This is a genomic window from Pseudomonas sp. NFACC42-2, assembly GCF_900116055.1.
GTDB classification, from domain to species: domain Bacteria; phylum Pseudomonadota; class Gammaproteobacteria; order Pseudomonadales; family Pseudomonadaceae; genus Aquipseudomonas; species Aquipseudomonas marginalis.
In genome coordinates this window covers 21,085-36,833 of sequence record NZ_FOZO01000014.1, presented here as the reverse complement: position 1 = coordinate 36,833, position 15,749 = coordinate 21,085, and the positions used below count along the sequence as shown (strand labels likewise).

The 15,749-nt window shown below is 61.1% G+C and carries 12 protein-coding genes; 5 read left to right on the top strand and 7 right to left on the bottom strand.

Annotated features, from left to right (window positions below; genetic code table 11):
- Positions 1–111: 111 nt before the first annotated feature.
- Positions 112–363, top strand: a complete 252-nt coding sequence (locus tag BM416_RS21765; protein ID WP_003195146.1) for a YfhL family 4Fe-4S dicluster ferredoxin — start codon at positions 112–114, stop codon at positions 361–363.
- A 124-nt stretch (positions 364–487) separates the two neighbouring features.
- On the opposite strand, the gene mutM is transcribed toward BM416_RS21765, so the two are convergent.
- Positions 488–1,300, bottom strand: a complete 813-nt coding sequence (gene mutM, locus BM416_RS21760; protein WP_092489420.1) for a bifunctional DNA-formamidopyrimidine glycosylase/DNA-(apurinic or apyrimidinic site) lyase — start codon at positions 1,298–1,300, stop codon at positions 488–490.
- Between the two features lie 21 nt (positions 1,301–1,321).
- Positions 1,322–2,134: an HDOD domain-containing protein gene (locus tag BM416_RS21755; protein WP_175539089.1), complete on the bottom strand. Its 813-nt coding sequence runs from the start codon at positions 2,132–2,134 to the stop codon at positions 1,322–1,324.
- A gap of 187 nt (positions 2,135–2,321) precedes the next feature.
- On the opposite strand from BM416_RS21755, the gene BM416_RS21750 reads away from it, so the two are divergent.
- Both BM416_RS21750 and BM416_RS21745 read left to right on the top strand, forming a co-directional pair.
- Complete coding sequence (locus BM416_RS21750) at positions 2,322–3,518, top strand: class I SAM-dependent rRNA methyltransferase (RefSeq protein ID WP_015373227.1); 1,197 nt, start codon at positions 2,322–2,324, stop codon at positions 3,516–3,518.
- Between the two features lie 188 nt (positions 3,519–3,706).
- Positions 3,707–4,882, top strand: a complete 1,176-nt coding sequence (locus tag BM416_RS21745) for an MFS transporter (protein WP_092489418.1) — start codon at positions 3,707–3,709, stop codon at positions 4,880–4,882.
- Here the strand turns inward: BM416_RS21745 and BM416_RS21740 are convergent.
- Positions 4,857–6,590: a DUF4153 domain-containing protein gene (locus BM416_RS21740; RefSeq protein ID WP_092355713.1), complete on the bottom strand. Its 1,734-nt coding sequence runs from the start codon at positions 6,588–6,590 to the stop codon at positions 4,857–4,859. The two genes, BM416_RS21745 and BM416_RS21740, sit on opposite strands and share 26 nt — an antisense overlap.
- A 277-nt stretch (positions 6,591–6,867) precedes the next feature.
- Between BM416_RS21740 and ilvD the strand changes: the two genes are divergently transcribed.
- The gene (gene ilvD, locus BM416_RS21735) at positions 6,868–8,709 is read left to right on the top strand and encodes a dihydroxy-acid dehydratase (RefSeq protein WP_027606118.1); all 1,842 of its coding nucleotides are present in this window, start codon (positions 6,868–6,870) and stop codon (positions 8,707–8,709) included.
- Between the two features lie 63 nt (positions 8,710–8,772).
- Here the strand turns inward: ilvD and BM416_RS21730 are convergent, their stop codons facing one another.
- The 4 genes from BM416_RS21730 to BM416_RS21715 form a co-directional block, all read right to left on the bottom strand.
- Positions 8,773–11,220 carry a TonB-dependent siderophore receptor gene (locus tag BM416_RS21730; protein ID WP_092489417.1) on the bottom strand — a complete coding sequence of 816 codons (2,448 nt, stop codon included), beginning with the start codon at positions 11,218–11,220 and terminating at the stop codon, positions 8,773–8,775.
- A 131-nt stretch (positions 11,221–11,351) separates the two neighbouring features.
- Positions 11,352–12,308, bottom strand: a complete 957-nt coding sequence (locus BM416_RS21725; RefSeq protein WP_092489416.1) for a FecR family protein — start codon at positions 12,306–12,308, stop codon at positions 11,352–11,354.
- Positions 12,305–12,838 carry an RNA polymerase sigma factor gene (locus tag BM416_RS21720; RefSeq protein WP_092355721.1) on the bottom strand — a complete coding sequence of 178 codons (534 nt, stop codon included), beginning with the start codon at positions 12,836–12,838 and terminating at the stop codon, positions 12,305–12,307. The genes BM416_RS21725 and BM416_RS21720 overlap by 4 nt, the downstream gene beginning before the upstream one ends.
- 204 nt (positions 12,839–13,042) lie before the next feature.
- The gene (locus tag BM416_RS21715; protein ID WP_092489415.1) at positions 13,043–14,101 is read right to left on the bottom strand and encodes an HAD family hydrolase; all 1,059 of its coding nucleotides are present in this window, start codon (positions 14,099–14,101) and stop codon (positions 13,043–13,045) included.
- 242 nt (positions 14,102–14,343) lie between these two features.
- Here BM416_RS21715 and BM416_RS21710 point away from each other — a divergent pair, with 242 nt between their 5' ends.
- Complete coding sequence (locus BM416_RS21710) at positions 14,344–15,735, top strand: L-cystine transporter (protein ID WP_092489414.1); 1,392 nt, start codon at positions 14,344–14,346, stop codon at positions 15,733–15,735.
- Positions 15,736–15,749: the final 14 nt, after the last annotated feature.

Genomic DNA, 15,749 nt, shown 5'->3' with positions numbered 1-15,749 from the left:
GGTGAGCGGGCTTGCCCCGCTCACCACAGCTCGCACTGCGGGCGCCAATGCGGCACAATTGCGAGCATTAGTTTTCAGATGCCTTGGCTGACAGCCCTGGCAGGAGTTTCCATGTCCCTGATCATCACCGACGATTGCATCAATTGCGACGTCTGCGAACCCGAGTGCCCGAACGCCGCCATCTCCCAGGGCGAAGAGATCTACGTGATCGACCCTAACCTGTGCACCCAGTGCGTCGGTCACTACGACGAGCCGCAGTGCCAGCAGGTGTGTCCGGTGGATTGCATTCCGCTGGATGAAGCCCATCCGGAGACGGAAGAGCAGTTGATGGAGAAGTACCGGAAGATTACCGGTAAGGCTTGAGCTTCTTTAGTGCCTGGAAAGACCTCATCGGGGGCAAGCCCCCTCCCACATTTTGAACGTATTCACAAATCAAAGTGTGGGAGGGGGCTTGCCCCCGATAGCGATATCAGCCACTACACAGCAATCAGCGCTGGCACCTGGGGCAAAACACACTCGCCCGTTGCCCCAGCACCATATTGCGCAGCTCAGTCCCGCAGACCTTGCACGCCTCGCCACCGCGGCCGTAGACGAACAATTCCTGCTGGAAATACCCCGGCTGCCCATCGCCACCGATAAAGTCCCGCAACGTGGTGCCGCCACGCTCGATTGCCGCCGCCAGAATGCGCTTGATCTCGATCGCCAGCTTCAAATAACGCCCGCGTGAAATGCCGCCGGCCGCGCGACGCGGATCAATCCCCGCCGCAAACAACGCCTCAGTCGCATAGATGTTGCCTACGCCCACCACCACCGCGTTGTCCATGATGAAGGGTTTCACCGCCATCGACTTGCCGCGGGACAGCTGGAACAAACGCTCACCGTCAAACAGCTCGGTCAACGGCTCCGGCCCCAGGCGAATCAGCAGTTCATGGTTGTGCGGGTCCTGGCTCCAGAGCATCGCGCCGAAACGCCGAGGGTCGGTGTAGCGCAGGGCCAGGCCGGATTCCAACTCGATATCCACATGTTCATGCTTGGCCGCCGGCATGCCGACCTCGACCAGGCGCAAGTTGCCCGACATGCCCAGGTGGCTGATCAAGGTGCCCACTTCGGCATTGATCAACAGGTACTTGGCCCGCCGCTCCACCAGCACGATGCGCTGGCCGGACAGGCGCACATCCAGATCTTCCGGGATCGGCCAGCGCAGGCGCCGCTCACGCACCACCACGCGACTGACCCGCTGGCCTTCCAGGTGCGGCGCAATCCCACGCCGGGTGGTTTCGACTTCTGGTAACTCGGGCATGTGTACCTCGTGAAGGGGGGATCAGTGCGCGCCCAGTTCGCGGATCGACAACTTCAGGCTTTCGAAGTCGTAGTCCGACAGGCCCACGTAGTCCAGCACCAAGTGGCCGATGGCATTCCACTCATGGTCCACCGACTGGTTGCCCAGCACGCGATAGGACGAGCCGATGTGCTCGGCCATCTTCAGGATCGCCAGCAGGTTTTTCAGCTGCGGATTGCGCGACGTCTCATCGCTGAAGATCGCCAGGGCATTGTGGTGGTTGGCGATGGCGTCGGTCACATGCTCCGGCAGGCGCCAGGACTTGGCGGTGTAGTAGCCGACCACCGCATGGTTGGTGTTGAACGCATTGTTTTCGGTGTCGACCACGCGGCAGTCGGGGCCGGCGTTGGCGTAAGCCTCTTCGAGCACCGTCATGTAATTGGGGAAACGCTTGAGCATCAGCGGCACGCCGCAGTCGTGGAACAGCCCCAGGGCATAGGCCTCGTCCACCGCCTGGGCGCCGGTGCGCTTGGCCAGGGTGAGGCAGGTCATGGCCACGTCCTGGGCGGTGTCCCAGAAGCGGTTGAGGGTGACGATGGTGTCGTCGCTCATCTCGCCCCTGATCGACAGGGCGTTGATCAGGTTGATGATCGAGCGGCTGCCCAGCAGGTTCACCGCGCGCTGGATCGAGGCGATCTTGTTGCTCAGCCCGTAATAGGACGAGTTGACGATCTTCAGCAGCGCGCCGGACAGGCCCGGGTCCTGGGAGATCAACCGCGCGATCACTTCCAGGTCCGGGTCGGGCATGTACTGCTCCATCTGCAAATCCACCATGATTTGCGGCTGGGGCGGCACGCTGATGCCTTGGAGGGCCTGCTGGATCTGTTCGGCGGAAAGCTCTTGGGACATAAGTACACACTCTGGGCTAGGTGGGGATTCTAACCCTTATCAACCCTCGGCTGACACCTCCCCGCACATCCGGCAGCCCGGCCATTTCCTACATAACAAGGTATACTCCCGCTCTTTTTTCCGGAGCGACGTCATGTCCCTGCCAAGCCTGCGTCTCAAAGCCAACGCCGATCGTCGTTTGCGCAATGGCCACCTGTGGGTCTACAGCAACGAAATCGACGTGGCCGCCACCCCTCTGCACGGCTTCCAGGCGGGCGACCAGGCCATCCTGGAAGCGGCCGGCGGCAAGACCCTCGGCATCGTGGCCATGAGCCCGAACAACCTGATCTGCGCACGCCTGCTGTCGCGCGACATCAAGTTGCCGCTGGACAAGTCGCTGCTGGTGCACCGCCTGAACGTCGCCCTGTCCCTGCGTGATCGCCTGTTCGACAAGCCGTTCTACCGCCTCGTCTACGGCGACTCCGACCTGCTGCCGGGCCTGGTGGTCGACCGTTTCGGCGACATTCTGGTGGTGCAGATCGCGTCGGCGACCATGGAAGCCCATAAAGACGACGTGATCGCCGCCCTGACCCAAGTGCTCAAGCCGAGCGGCATCCTGTTCAAGAACGACTCCGCCGCGCGCGACGCCGAAGGCCTCAACCGCTACGTCGAAACCGTGTTCGGCCTGGTGCCGGAGTGGGTCGCACTGGAAGAAAACGGCGTGAAATTCGAAGCCCCGGTGATCCAGGGCCAGAAAACCGGCTGGTTCTACGACCACCGCATGAACCGCGCGCGCCTGGCCCCGTATGCCAAAGGCAAACGCGTACTCGACCTGTACAGCTACATCGGCGGCTGGGGCGTGCAAGCCGCGGCCTTCGGCGCCAGTGAAGTGTTCTGCGTCGATGCCTCGGCCTTCGCCCTCGATGGCGTGGAGCGCAACGCCGCGCTGAACGGCGTTGCCGAGAAGATGACCTGCATCGAAGGCGACGTCTTCGAAGCCCTCAAGGAATTGAAAGCCAGCGAAGAACGCTTCGACGTGATCGTCGCCGACCCACCGGCCTTCATCAAACGCAAGAAAGACATGAAGAACGGCGAAGGCGCCTATCGCCGCCTGAACGAGCAAGCCATGCGCCTGCTCAGCAAGGACGGCATCCTGGTCAGCGCCTCGTGCTCCATGCACCTGCCGGAAGATGACCTGCAGAACATCCTGCTGACCAGCGCCCGCCACCTGGACCGCAATATCCAGATGCTGGAACGTGGCGGCCAGGGCCCGGATCATCCGGTGCATCCGGCGATTGTCGAGACGCGGTATATCAAGAGCATTACGTGCCGGTTGTTGCCAAACAGCTAAAGCCAAGCACAGATAAAAATGTGGGAGTGGGCTTGCCCCCTCCCACATTTGTTTTGTGGTTGCCGTGAAAACTTTTCCTACCCAAGCAAGCCACGTCAATTCAGGAAATTTCTCTCAACACTTTTGATTGAATTCCACTTTTCGCAGACTAGTATCGGTTTCTGGTTTTACTCCGGAAAACAAAAACAATGTCTGGGCCCACCCTCTCCCGCTTCATCCTCATCACCTGCATCTCACTGATCAGCTTTTTCCCGATCAATATCCTGCTCCCGTCGTTCCCCGCCCTGTCCGCCCGGTTCGACACGCCCAGCGCAGACATCGCACTGTCCATCAGCCTGTTCACCCTGGTCTTTTCCATCTCCCAACTGCTCGCCGGTCCGCTTTCGGATAAATGGGGGCGCAAGGAAGTCCTGCTCGGCTGTATCACGCTGTCGATCCTCGGGGCGATAGGTTGCGCCATGGCGCCGGATTACCTGACCTTCCTGCTGTTTCGCACGGTCCAGGCCATGGGCTGCGGCTTCTTCGTACTGGGCCATGCACTGGTGGAAGACCTGTTCGACGAACAGGACCGAGCCCGGGTGCGCCTCTATTACATGACCCTGAGCGGCTCGTTTGTCGCGCTGTCGCCGCTGATCGGCTCCTGGCTGCAAACCACCTTCGACTGGCAAGGGAGCTTCTATGGGTTTGCGCTGATGGCATCGGGCATGTTGATCCATGCGCTCTGTATCCTGCCGTCGAAGTCCTCCAGCCCACACCGCGAACCGGTATCCATCATCGGCACACTCAAGGCCGTGGCGCACAATCGGGACTTTCTGCGCTATTGGTGGATCGCCGCCCTGGTATTTGCCTGCTACTTCGCCTTGATCAGCGTGACGCCGCTGATTTTCATGGATGCGCTGAAGCTGTCCGAATACCAATATGCGCTGGTGCTGATGGTGTACGGCCTGGCCTACCTGCTCGGCGGCGTTGCTGCCTCGTACCTGCAAAAACGCATGGCGCTGTCCCGGCAAATCAATATCGGTCTTGGCTTGCTGCTCGTCGCAGGCGCGCTGTTAACGCTGATCGTCAGCATTGAAGCCCTGACCACCGTGACCTTGTTGATCCCAATGCTGATCAGCGCCCTGGCCGTCACCCTGGTCAGGCCAGCCGCGATTTCCGCAGCAATGCTGTTGTTCTCCAGCAGCGCGGGCACGGCGGCGTCGGCGGGCAATAGCATCATGTTTCTCACTGCCGCTGTCGTCAGCGCGGCACTGGCCCAGGCCGGCGATCATCTATTGATGAGCATCGCCCTCGGTTTTATCGGATTCAGCCTCTGGGGGCTGGTGACCAATCGGCGGACTACGGCTCACGAACCACCGGCGTGAGCAACATGTCACTGGACTGCAACTGCCGGTAACGAGGCTTGACCAACGAGATCTTGCCCTCACGGATATCGTGGATCAGGGTCTCGGTGTCCACATAGCCGTCGGGCAGTTGCGTCCATACGAGAGGGCCGCGATCGTCCCATTCGCCCTTATCGTCCAGGACAAAAATGCGCGGCGGCTTGAAGTCATGGCGATAACTGGTGCGCGGTATCGCAAGCACTTCGGGCTGCCCGTCCTGATCGAAGTCCACCGCCCACAACACACAGCCGGGCTCGCACCCAGAGTCAGTGTTCAGGCTAAGCTCGGCAAACTGCTCGCTGCCCTTGGGCTCAGGGCCGATCCATTCCAGCTCGGGCTTGGGCCGGCGGGCACGCTCTTTTTCATACTGTTCACTGAAACTTAGCGAGGTGTCTTCCATCCGCTCACGCAAGGCACGGCGCGATTCCGGGTCCAGAATGCGCTCCTGGTCCAGGTCGACCTGCAACTTGGCATACGCCGCCTCCCCAGCCTTCTCCAGGCCAAAACGCAGGTAGTGCGCGTCAAACGCTTCAGCCTTGGTACGCCCGTCGAGCAAACGCCGGACCTGATCGTCGACGCTCAGGCGCACCGGATCGAGGATCGGCGTGTTGACCAACACCACCAGCCCACAAAACAGCAGCGCCAAGGCCGGGTTGGTAACACGCAGGTTGGCCAGCCAGACCGGCGAACGCAACACCACCGCCCACACGGCCGCCAGGCCATACAAACCACAGAGTAACGCCGCCGCCAATGCAATGAAGCGCTGTGGCGATAAGGCATATTGCTCGACCCGCAACCAGCTCGAATAAAACGCCAGGGCGGCGAGAACCGGCAGGCACAGCAGGCTCAATTCGATAAACCGCGTTAACCATTTGGGGTACGGTGGAGGTTGAACGCCCTCCTGAAAAACACCATTGAGCAAGAACAGCTGGGCCCCCGCCAGCACCAGCAGAATCGGCGTGGAATAACCCGTCGCCCAAATCCGCCCGAGCCCGGTGAACGGCAAGGTCAGGGTAAACAGCAGGCTGATCAGGGCTATCAACGGCAACAACAAGCCACAGGCGCTGAACAGCATGCCGCGCATCTGGCCGATGACTTTCTCGCTGCGCGCCGCCAGGTACATGCCCAAGGCGAACACCAACGGCAAGCTGATGCACAGGAATAGCTGGCTCCAGAAGTGGCGCTCAAAAAATTCGATGCCCAGCATCAGGAACAGTCGGCCCCATAGCTTGAGCAGCAACATGAACACCCCCACCAGGATCAGGGCATACAGCACGATGAATACGCTGTTCCAGGCCTGCTGGAACAGGTCCTCATAACGCCACCGTTGCCCTTTTTCGGCGGGCCAGGCGAACAGAAACGTGGCACAGACATAGCTCAACACCACCACGCTGATAAACCAGGAATTGATCGCCCAGCGGTTATTGCCGACATGGTCGAGGCCGTAGCAGACCCACAGCGTCATGCCACCCATCAAAAGGGTGAATGCCAGCGTAGGCAGCAACGACCGCCACTGTCGGGCTTTTTCCCCCAGCAACTGCAAGGTGGTACCACCCACCAACACCACGGTGTAGGTGACAAAAAACACGGTTTCGCTCAAGCGATAGAGCTGATCGGAGTAATAGAAGACGATTCCCTGGATCAGACCGATCAGCAGGTAGAACCCAAGAAAACGATGGATACCGGGCATTCCAATTCCTTTGGAGAGGGGGCGGGGCAAAGGGCCGCCAGTCTAAACAAAGCCAGCAGCCCTGAGTATCCCGTTCCCTCCAGCCGCCAGCGGTGTAGAATCGGCCCTATTCATCGCCAGTCATCCCCCGGCGGGTTTATGAGCTCAAGGCCACTGCGCGCGGCGATCCCGCAGCGTTTGAGGCAACCTCCGGACACACGGCTATTTCTGAGTGCTCCAGACGTCAATAGAAGCTCACTCCCCTGTTTAGTACCTGATTAGCCGCCCGGAGTGCTCCATGCCAGATTACCGCTCGAAAACATCCACCCACGGCCGCAACATGGCCGGCGCCCGCGCACTGTGGCGTGCCACGGGGATGAAAGATGACGACTTCAAGAAGCCGATCATCGCCATTGCCAACTCCTTTACCCAGTTCGTACCCGGCCACGTGCACCTCAAGGACCTGGGCCAACTGGTCGCCCGCGAGATCGAGCGCGCCGGCGGTGTAGCCAAGGAATTCAACACCATCGCCGTGGACGACGGCATCGCCATGGGCCATGACGGCATGCTGTACTCGCTGCCGAGCCGCGAGATCATCGCCGACTCCGTGGAGTACATGGTTAACGCCCACTGCGCCGACGCCATCGTGTGCATCTCGAACTGCGACAAGATCACCCCCGGCATGCTGATGGCCGCCCTGCGCCTGAACATCCCGGTGATCTTCGTCTCCGGCGGCCCGATGGAAGCCGGCAAGACCAAACTCGCCTCCCATGGCCTGGACCTGGTCGACGCCATGGTCATCGCCGCCGATTCCAGCGCTTCTGACGAGAAGGTCGCGGAATACGAGCGCAGCGCCTGCCCGACCTGCGGATCGTGCTCCGGCATGTTCACCGCCAACTCGATGAACTGCCTGGTCGAAGCCCTCGGCCTGGCCTTACCGGGCAACGGTTCGACCCTGGCCACCCACAGCGACCGCGAGCAGCTGTTCCTGCAGGCCGGCCGCACCATCGTCGAGCTGTGCAAGCGCTACTACGGCGAGAACGATGAGTCGGTGTTGCCGCGCAATATCGCCAACTTCAAGGCGTTCGAAAACGCCATGACCCTGGACATCGCCATGGGCGGTTCCACCAACACCATCCTGCACTTGCTGGCCGCGGCCCAGGAAGCCGAGATCGATTTCGACCTGCGCGACATCGACCGTCTGTCCCGCCATGTGCCGCAACTGTGCAAGGTCGCGCCGAACATCCAGAAGTACCACATGGAAGACGTGCACCGCGCCGGCGGGATCTTCTCGATCCTAGGCTCCCTGGCCCGTGGCGGCCTGCTGCACACCGACCTGCCGACCGTGCACAGCAAATCCCTGGCCGAAGGCATCGCCAAGTGGGACATCACCCTGACCGACGACGAAGCCGTGCACACCTTCTTCAAGGCTGGCCCGGCCGGTATCCCGACCCAGACCGCGTTCAGCCAGTCGACCCGTTGGGACACCCTGGACGCCGACCGTGAAAACGGCTGCATCCGCAGTGTCGAGCACGCCTACTCCAAAGAAGGCGGCCTGGCCGTGCTGTACGGCAACATTGCCCTCGACGGTTGCGTGGTGAAAACCGCCGGCGTGGATGAATCCATCCACGTCTTCGAAGGCCGCGCCAAGATCTACGAAAGCCAGGACAGCTCGGTACGCGGCATCCTCGCCGACGAAGTCAAAGAAGGCGACATCGTGATCATCCGCTACGAAGGCCCGAAAGGCGGCCCGGGTATGCAAGAGATGCTCTACCCGACGTCGTACCTGAAGTCCAAGGGCCTGGGCAAAGCCTGCGCCCTGCTGACCGACGGCCGCTTCTCCGGCGGCACCTCGGGCCTGTCCATCGGCCACGCGTCACCTGAAGCCGCTGCCGGCGGTGCGATTGGCCTGGTGCAGGACGGCGACAAGGTCCTGATCGACATTCCGAACCGCTCGATCAACCTGTTGATCAGCGATGAAGAGCTGGCAGCGCGCCGGGTCGAGCAGGACAAGAAAGGTTGGAAGCCGGTGGAGAAGCGCCCGCGCAAAGTCACGACCGCCTTGAAGGCCTATGCCCTGTTGGCGACCAGTGCCGACAAGGGTGCGGTACGTAACAAGGCAATGCTGGATGGGCTGTAAGGGCTAACCGCCACACATGAAAATGCCCCGCCGAATGCGGGGCATTTTTATATCCGGATGTAATCAGAACTGCGGCGTGTAGGTCATCGTAAACATCACATTACGCGGATCGCCGTAGTAGTTGCTGCCCCAGTTCGCGTTGTAGGCAGGGATGTAATACTTCTTGTCGAACAGGTTGTACAGGTTCGCCGCGACGGTGAACTCCTGGTTGATCTTGTAGGCCACCCGCGAATCCCACAGTGCGTTGCCCGGCACACTGAAGGTGCGGTCGTAGGCCACGGTACTGCTTTGCGCGGTCACCCCGGCGCCGACGCTGACTTTATTCCAGTCCCCCGGCAATTGGTAATCGCCCCAGACCTTGAGCAAGTGCTTGGGCGTCCAGGTACTGAAGACCTTGCCTTCGTAGGTGTCGTCCTTGAGGAATTTGGTCGTGTTGTAGGTGTAACTGGAGACCAGTTGCAAACCCGGCAGCACTTCGCCGCCTAACGTGGCTTCAAACCCCTGGCTGCGGACTTTGCCCGAGGCGACCGAGCAGTACCAGCCATCGCAGTTCATCGGCCCTTGAAGGTCTTGGACGCCGCGATTTTCCTGATCATAACGGAAGATCGCGAACGAGGTATTCAGACGACCATCCGCCAACTCACCCTTGAGACCCAGCTCGTAGTTCTTGCCCTCGATAGGCTTGAGCAAGGAGCCGGAAGTTGTCCGGTTGGTTTGTGGTTCGAACGCATCGGCGTAACTGGCATAGGCAGACCATTGGTCATTGAGGGCATATACCAGGCCCGCATACGGCGTGACCTTGCCATTCGTCTGAGTGGCGCTTCCGGACGGACTGCCGTACACCCCCCTGGAACCACTCTGGTCGATGTAGGAATAGTCATACCAACTGGTACGTGCACCAACGATCAAGGTCAGCGGATCGAGCACTTTCACGCGCCAGGTGCCGTAGATACCTTTCTGACGAATGTCGTACCAGCTCCTCGACGCATTTCCTGCCTGAAACAGCTGGTACTTATCGCGCTGCGGACGGTTGTGGTCGATGTTGAAAATATCGGCGCCAGCCGTCGCCGCACGGGCCCATTGGTCGTCTGTGGTGAGCTTGGAATAGTTGGCGCCCAACACCATCTCCTGTTGGAGACCCAGGCCTTCAAACTCTCCGTTGACATACACATCCGCACCGCGACTTTTGGTATTGAAGTCGGTAACCCAGTCCACATAGCGCACGTTACCGGTGTCGCCGGGGTTGGGGATGGCGTCCCACGTCGCTTGGTATGTCGCGTCGTTATGTTCGTCCATCGCCACGAGGGCGGCTTTCACTTTCCAGTCGTCGTTGAAGCGATGCTCGATGTCGGCGAACACCTGTGTCTGGTTGTTGACGGCGCGGTTCCAGCTGGCACCGACGAAGGTGGAGCGTGACAGGCCAATATCGTTGCCGTTGGCGTAACGGGGCAGCGACATGAAGTTGGGGCGTGAATGGCCTTTCTGGTTGCTGATACCAACACCCACGCTGGTGTCAGGCGTGAAGTCGTAGTCCACCGCCCCGTAGACCGTCTGATTCCAGCCGCCGGCATAGTCGACAAAGGAATCGGTGGTGTCGTAATCCGCCACAAAGCGGCCGCGCAACGTGCCTTCGGCGTTCAGCGGACCACCCGCATCCACCTGGGTGCCATAGTGATCCCACGAACCGGCCTTGGCGGTGACGGTCACCGTAGGCGCCTGCTGGCCGCGCTTGCGCACCAGGTTCATGGTGCCACCGGGGCTGTTGGCGCCTTGCAGCAAGGCGGCCGGGCCACGCAGGGTTTCGACGCGGTCGTAGATCGCCATGTTTTCGGTAAGGTAGCTGCCCAGCGCGTAGGTGTTACGCGGGATGCCGACGCCGTCGTATTGCAGGGTGCCGATCTCGAAGCCACGGGAGAAGATGAACATGCCGGGGCCCGGGGATTTGGTCGCGGTCAGACCGGGCGTGCGCTTGACCACTTCGGAGAGCTTGGTGGTGTTCTGGTCGTCCATCTGCTTGCGGGTCATGACGCTGACCGATTGCGGGATGTCCTTGAGTTTCTGTTCGCCCTTGCCCAGGGTCACTGCGCCGGTGGTGTAGGAGCCGCTGCCTTCGGTGGTGGCGCCCAGGTGTTCGGCGCTGATGGTGGTGGCGCCGACTTCGATGGCGGAGCCTGTGTCCATGCGCTTTTCCAGGGTCACGGTGTCCGCGTTGATAAACGCCGCACTCAGCCCGGTACCGCCGAGCAGTTGCCCCAAGGCTTCGCGCTGGCCGAAGTTGCCTTTGACACCCGGCGACAGCACGCCCTGGGTCAACTCACCCGACACCAGCACCTGAACTCGCGTCACCGCCGAAAACGCCGCCAGCGCACCGTCCAGGCTTTGCCCTGCAATATCGAAACGGTAGGTCTGGGCCTGGGTGGTTTCGGCGGCCTGCAAATACAGCGGCGCAGTGCCACAGGCCATGGAAATGGCCAGTGCCAACAAGGACCGTGCGGCGAATCGATGTGCCATGGATGGTGCTCCCCGGTGCAAAAAGTCTGTGATCGGCGCCGCACTACTTGAGAGTGCTTACTATTTACGCCTCAGTGATCAAGGACGAGTGCCTGGGGAGAAACCCTGAAAGTTTTTTCAAAAAGTTGCGATTACGATGCCTTGCCTTCGCGCAACACCAGTAAATACGGGGTGTAGTGCTCGGCACGCAGGTTGAGGGTGTACTCCAGCGCTTTGATCACGGCTTCGGGCTTGTCGATTTCAAACACACCCGACACCACGCGGTTGCGCAGCGCATCACCTAGCACCAGAGTCTTGCCGGGCCAATAGCGATTCAACTCGCTCACCACTTCCGACAGCGGCTGCTGGCGGAACACCAGTTGCCGTTGGCGCCAGGCAAAGCCGCTGGCCGGGTCGAAAGCATGCACCTCGGCCAGGCGCTGGCCTTGATATTCCACGGCCCGCCCTGGCTCCAGGTACACCGGTTCACCGCTGCCGGCACTGACCTGCACCTTGCCCTGCGCCACCTGCACCCGCGTCTGCGCATCGCGCCGCGCAACGCTGAACTGCGTCCCGACCACCCTCACCCAGCCGTCGCCGGACTGCACCACGAACGGCCGTGTCGGATCCTTGGTGACGTCGAAAAAGCCTTCGCCACGCAGCAAACGGATTTGCCGTTCGCCCCCGCTCAAGCGGATCTGCACCGCGCTGTCGGTGTTGAGTTGCAGGTGCGAGCCGTCGGCCAGTTCGATGCTGCGCGACTCGCCGGTGCCGGTGGCGTAGTCCGCGCGCAGGCGATCGAGCCATGGCGTGTTCTGCACGGTAAGCCCCACGGCCAGCAGCACCGCCGCAGCACACGCCCAACGCTGCCAGGCTCGCGCCGGTTTGCGCCAGGCGGCCTGTTCGGCGCGGCGAATCACCCGCGCAGGTTCGCGCAGTCCACCGAGCATCGCCTGCACTTCCTGCCAGGCGTCATCCTGGGCCGGGCCTTGCCCCAGCCAGGCGGCAAAGGCGTCCATGTCGGCCGGCGTCACGTCCTCGGCCTGCAGGCGGAAATACCAGCCGGACGCTTCGTCGAACAACACGTCGGCAGTGGGGGTGGCGGTCATGAGCGACGTCCTTGTTCATCGCAGGCAAGCCGCGTCTTGATGTACGCGCGGCATTCAATCAAGGCGCGACGCAGTTGGTATTCCACACTGCGTGCCGTGATCGACAGACGTTCGCCAATCTCGCGGTAGGAAAGTTCGTCGACATGATAAAGCAGGAAGATCTGCCGAGTCGCTGGGGGCAACGCCAGGATCGCATCCTGCATCAGTTGTTCCTGTTGGTAGGCGGCTAATTGCTCGTCGGCCCCCGGATTGCTGCACGGCAGCTCTTCGCTGGGCTCGCCCGCGTCCAGGCGCTCACGGCGGATGGCCTGGCGCTGGTGATCGCGCACCAGGTTGCTGGCGATGGTGAAGAGGAAGGCTGGAAGGTTATCGATCTTTTCGCCGCAGTCCATGCGAGCCAGGCGCAGGAACGACTCCTGAGTCAGGTCGGCGGCCACCTGGGCGCTGCCGGTGCGGCGAGTGACGAAGGCTTCGAGGGCTTTCTTCTGCTCCGCGAACAGGCGCGCGATCTGCGAATTCCAGGAGGGCACAGCACTACCTTGAGAAGAACGGAGGGTTCAGGAAGTGCGCACGCTAGCAGAGGATGAGATTGGTTCGCAATTGATATCTATTTTAGGCTGGGTTTTGTAGTGCTATTCAGACAGCCATCGGGGGCAAGCCCCCTCCCACCTTTTGATGTGTGAACACCTTAAAAATGTGGGAGCTGGCTTGCCTGGGATGCAGGCGACCCGGTGTTACTGAATCTCGTCCGGCTTGACGATCACCCAGTTTTTATCCGCCGTCACCGGCAACCCTTCCTTGGCCTGGGCCGCCGCATGCTTGGCGATCATGCCGTTGAGTTGGGTCATGTATTTGTCCTTGCGGTTGATCCACAGGTGGATGCCGCCCTTGGCCACGTCCACATCGTGGAACAGCATGTAACCGTCGCTGGTCGGCGTATCGCCGCCGACGATCACCGGTTTTTTCCATTCATCGATGTAGGTGAGGATCGCCGCGTGCTTGCCGGCCATCCAGGTCGCCGGGGTCCACAGGTAGGGGGTCAGCTCCAGGCCGAGGTTGGCTTTTTCGTCGTATTTGCCGGCGGCGATCTGTTTACGTGCGGTGGTCAGTTCGCCGGTCTTGCGGTCCTTGAGCAGGGTGGTCACGCCGATCACGTTCTCGGGTTTGACGTTGTAGCCGTACTTCGGATCGGCGGCGACCATGCGCACCAGTTCTTCCGACGCGGCGGTCATTACGTACACCTCGATGCCGTTTTCCATCAGCTTGTTGTACAGCTCGGCCTGGCCGGTGAAGACCTTCGGCGGCTGTACCTCGGACTGCTTGACCACGTCGCCTTCGAAATAGCTGACCGGCACTGGTTTGCCGGAGGCCATCAGTTCATCCACCTGGACCTTGAGTTCCTTGAGGGTGAAGCCGGAAAACACCTGCGCAACCCACGGGTAGCACACCATGTCGTCGACTTCGCAAAGGCGGTAGTAGTAACTGAACAGACTTTCCTTATGGTCGGCGGTGTCTTTGAACGGCATCAGCTTGAGCGACGGGTCGAGGCTGTCGCGGGTGATCAGGCCCTTGTTTTCCATATAGGGCAGCAGGGATTCTTCGAGGTCGTAGCGGTAGCTGGTGTTGTCCATGTCGAACACCGCGAAGTTACCCTTGTTGGCGTTGGCGGCGATCATCTCGTTCAGTTGTTTGGCGGCGGGTGCCGGCCAGTGTTTCAACTCGGTGGCGGCGAACACCTGGCTGGCGAGTCCGAGGCAGAATGCGGCGGCTAGTAATTTCGGCGCGAGCTTCATAGGCGTTGTCTCCCTGAGTGAAAGACATGGACGCTAACAAATCCCTGTGACAGTTCCCAACGCAAGCACGACGGTGTGCGTCCTGATTCCGTCACGGACATACGCCGGAGCGTCAGCAGCTTATTCCAAAAACGACAGTCACCATTCCATATTGGTATTAAATCAATATATTTCAAGCTGTTAGGATTTCCGGTTCGCAATCGCAGGCTCACGCGATTGGCTGCCTTCTCAACGGAGCTTCAATGAATCTGCCCCTGATTCTCAACCTGCTGGTGTTCGTGGCCCTGTTGCTGGGCCTGGCACAAACCCGTCGCACCCACTGGAGCCTCGCCAAGAAGGTTCTGTTCGCCCTGGTCCTCGGCGTAGCGTTCGGTACGGCCTTGCACGCCATTTACGGCGACGGCAACCCCGTGCTCAAATCCTCCATTGGCTGGTTCGACCTGGTCGGCAACGGTTACGTGCAACTGCTGCAAATGATCGTGATCCCGCTGGTATTCGCCTCGATCCTCAGTGCCGTGGCGCGCCTGCATAACGCCTCGTCCCTGGGCAAGATCAGCTTCCTGACCATTGGTACGCTGCTGTTCACCACAGCAATTGCAGCGCTGATCGGTATCGGCCTGACCAACCTGTTCGGCCTCACCGCCGAAGGCCTGGTGGCCGGCACCCAGGAAATGGCACGCCTGCAAGTGATCCAGAGCGATTACGCCGGCAAGGTCGCCGACCTGAATATCCCGCAGTTGCTGCTCTCGTTCGTGCCGGCCAACCCGTTCGCCGACCTGGCCCGGGCCAAGCCGACGTCGATCATCAGCGTGGTGATTTTCGCCGCCTTCCTCGGGGTTGCCGCGCTGCAACTGCTCAAGGATGACGTGGAAAAAGGCCAGAAGGTGCTCAACGCCATCGACACCCTGCAAGCCTGGGTGATGCGCCTGGTGCGCCTGGTGATGAAGCTGACGCCGTACGGTGTACTGGCGCTGATGACCAAGGTGGTCGCCGGTTCCAACCTGCAGGACATCATCAAGCTCGGCAGTTTTGTGGTGGTGTCGTACCTGGCCCTGGGCCTGATGTTCGTGGTGCACGGCCTGCTGCTGTCCCTGGCCGGGATCAACCCGCTGCGCTTCTTCCGCAAGGTCTGGCCGGTACTGACCTTTGCCTTCACCAGCCGCTCCAGCGCGGCGGCCATCCCGCTGAGCATTGAGGCGCAGACCCGCCGCCTGGGCATCCCGCAATCCATCGCCGGCTTCGCCGCCTCATTTGGCGCGACCATCGGCCAGAACGGCTGCGCCGGCCTCTACCCTGCCATGCTGGCGGTGATGGTGGCGCCGACCGTGGGCATCAACCCGCTGGACCCGCTGTGGATCGCGACCCTGGTGGCGATTGTGACCCTGAGTTCGGCCGGTGTGGCGGGCGTGGGCGGCGGCGCGACCTTTGCCGCACTCATCGTGCTCCCGGCCATGGGCTTGCCGGTGTCACTGGTGGCGCTGCTGATTTCCGTGGAGCCGCTGATCGACATGGGTCGTACGGCGCTGAACGTGAATGGCTCGATGACGGCGGGGGCAATTACCAGCCAGATCATGGGGCAGACGGATAAAGCGTTGTTGGATGCGGATGAGCATGGGGAGTTGGCGCAGGCCTGACGGAATAAGCTAGC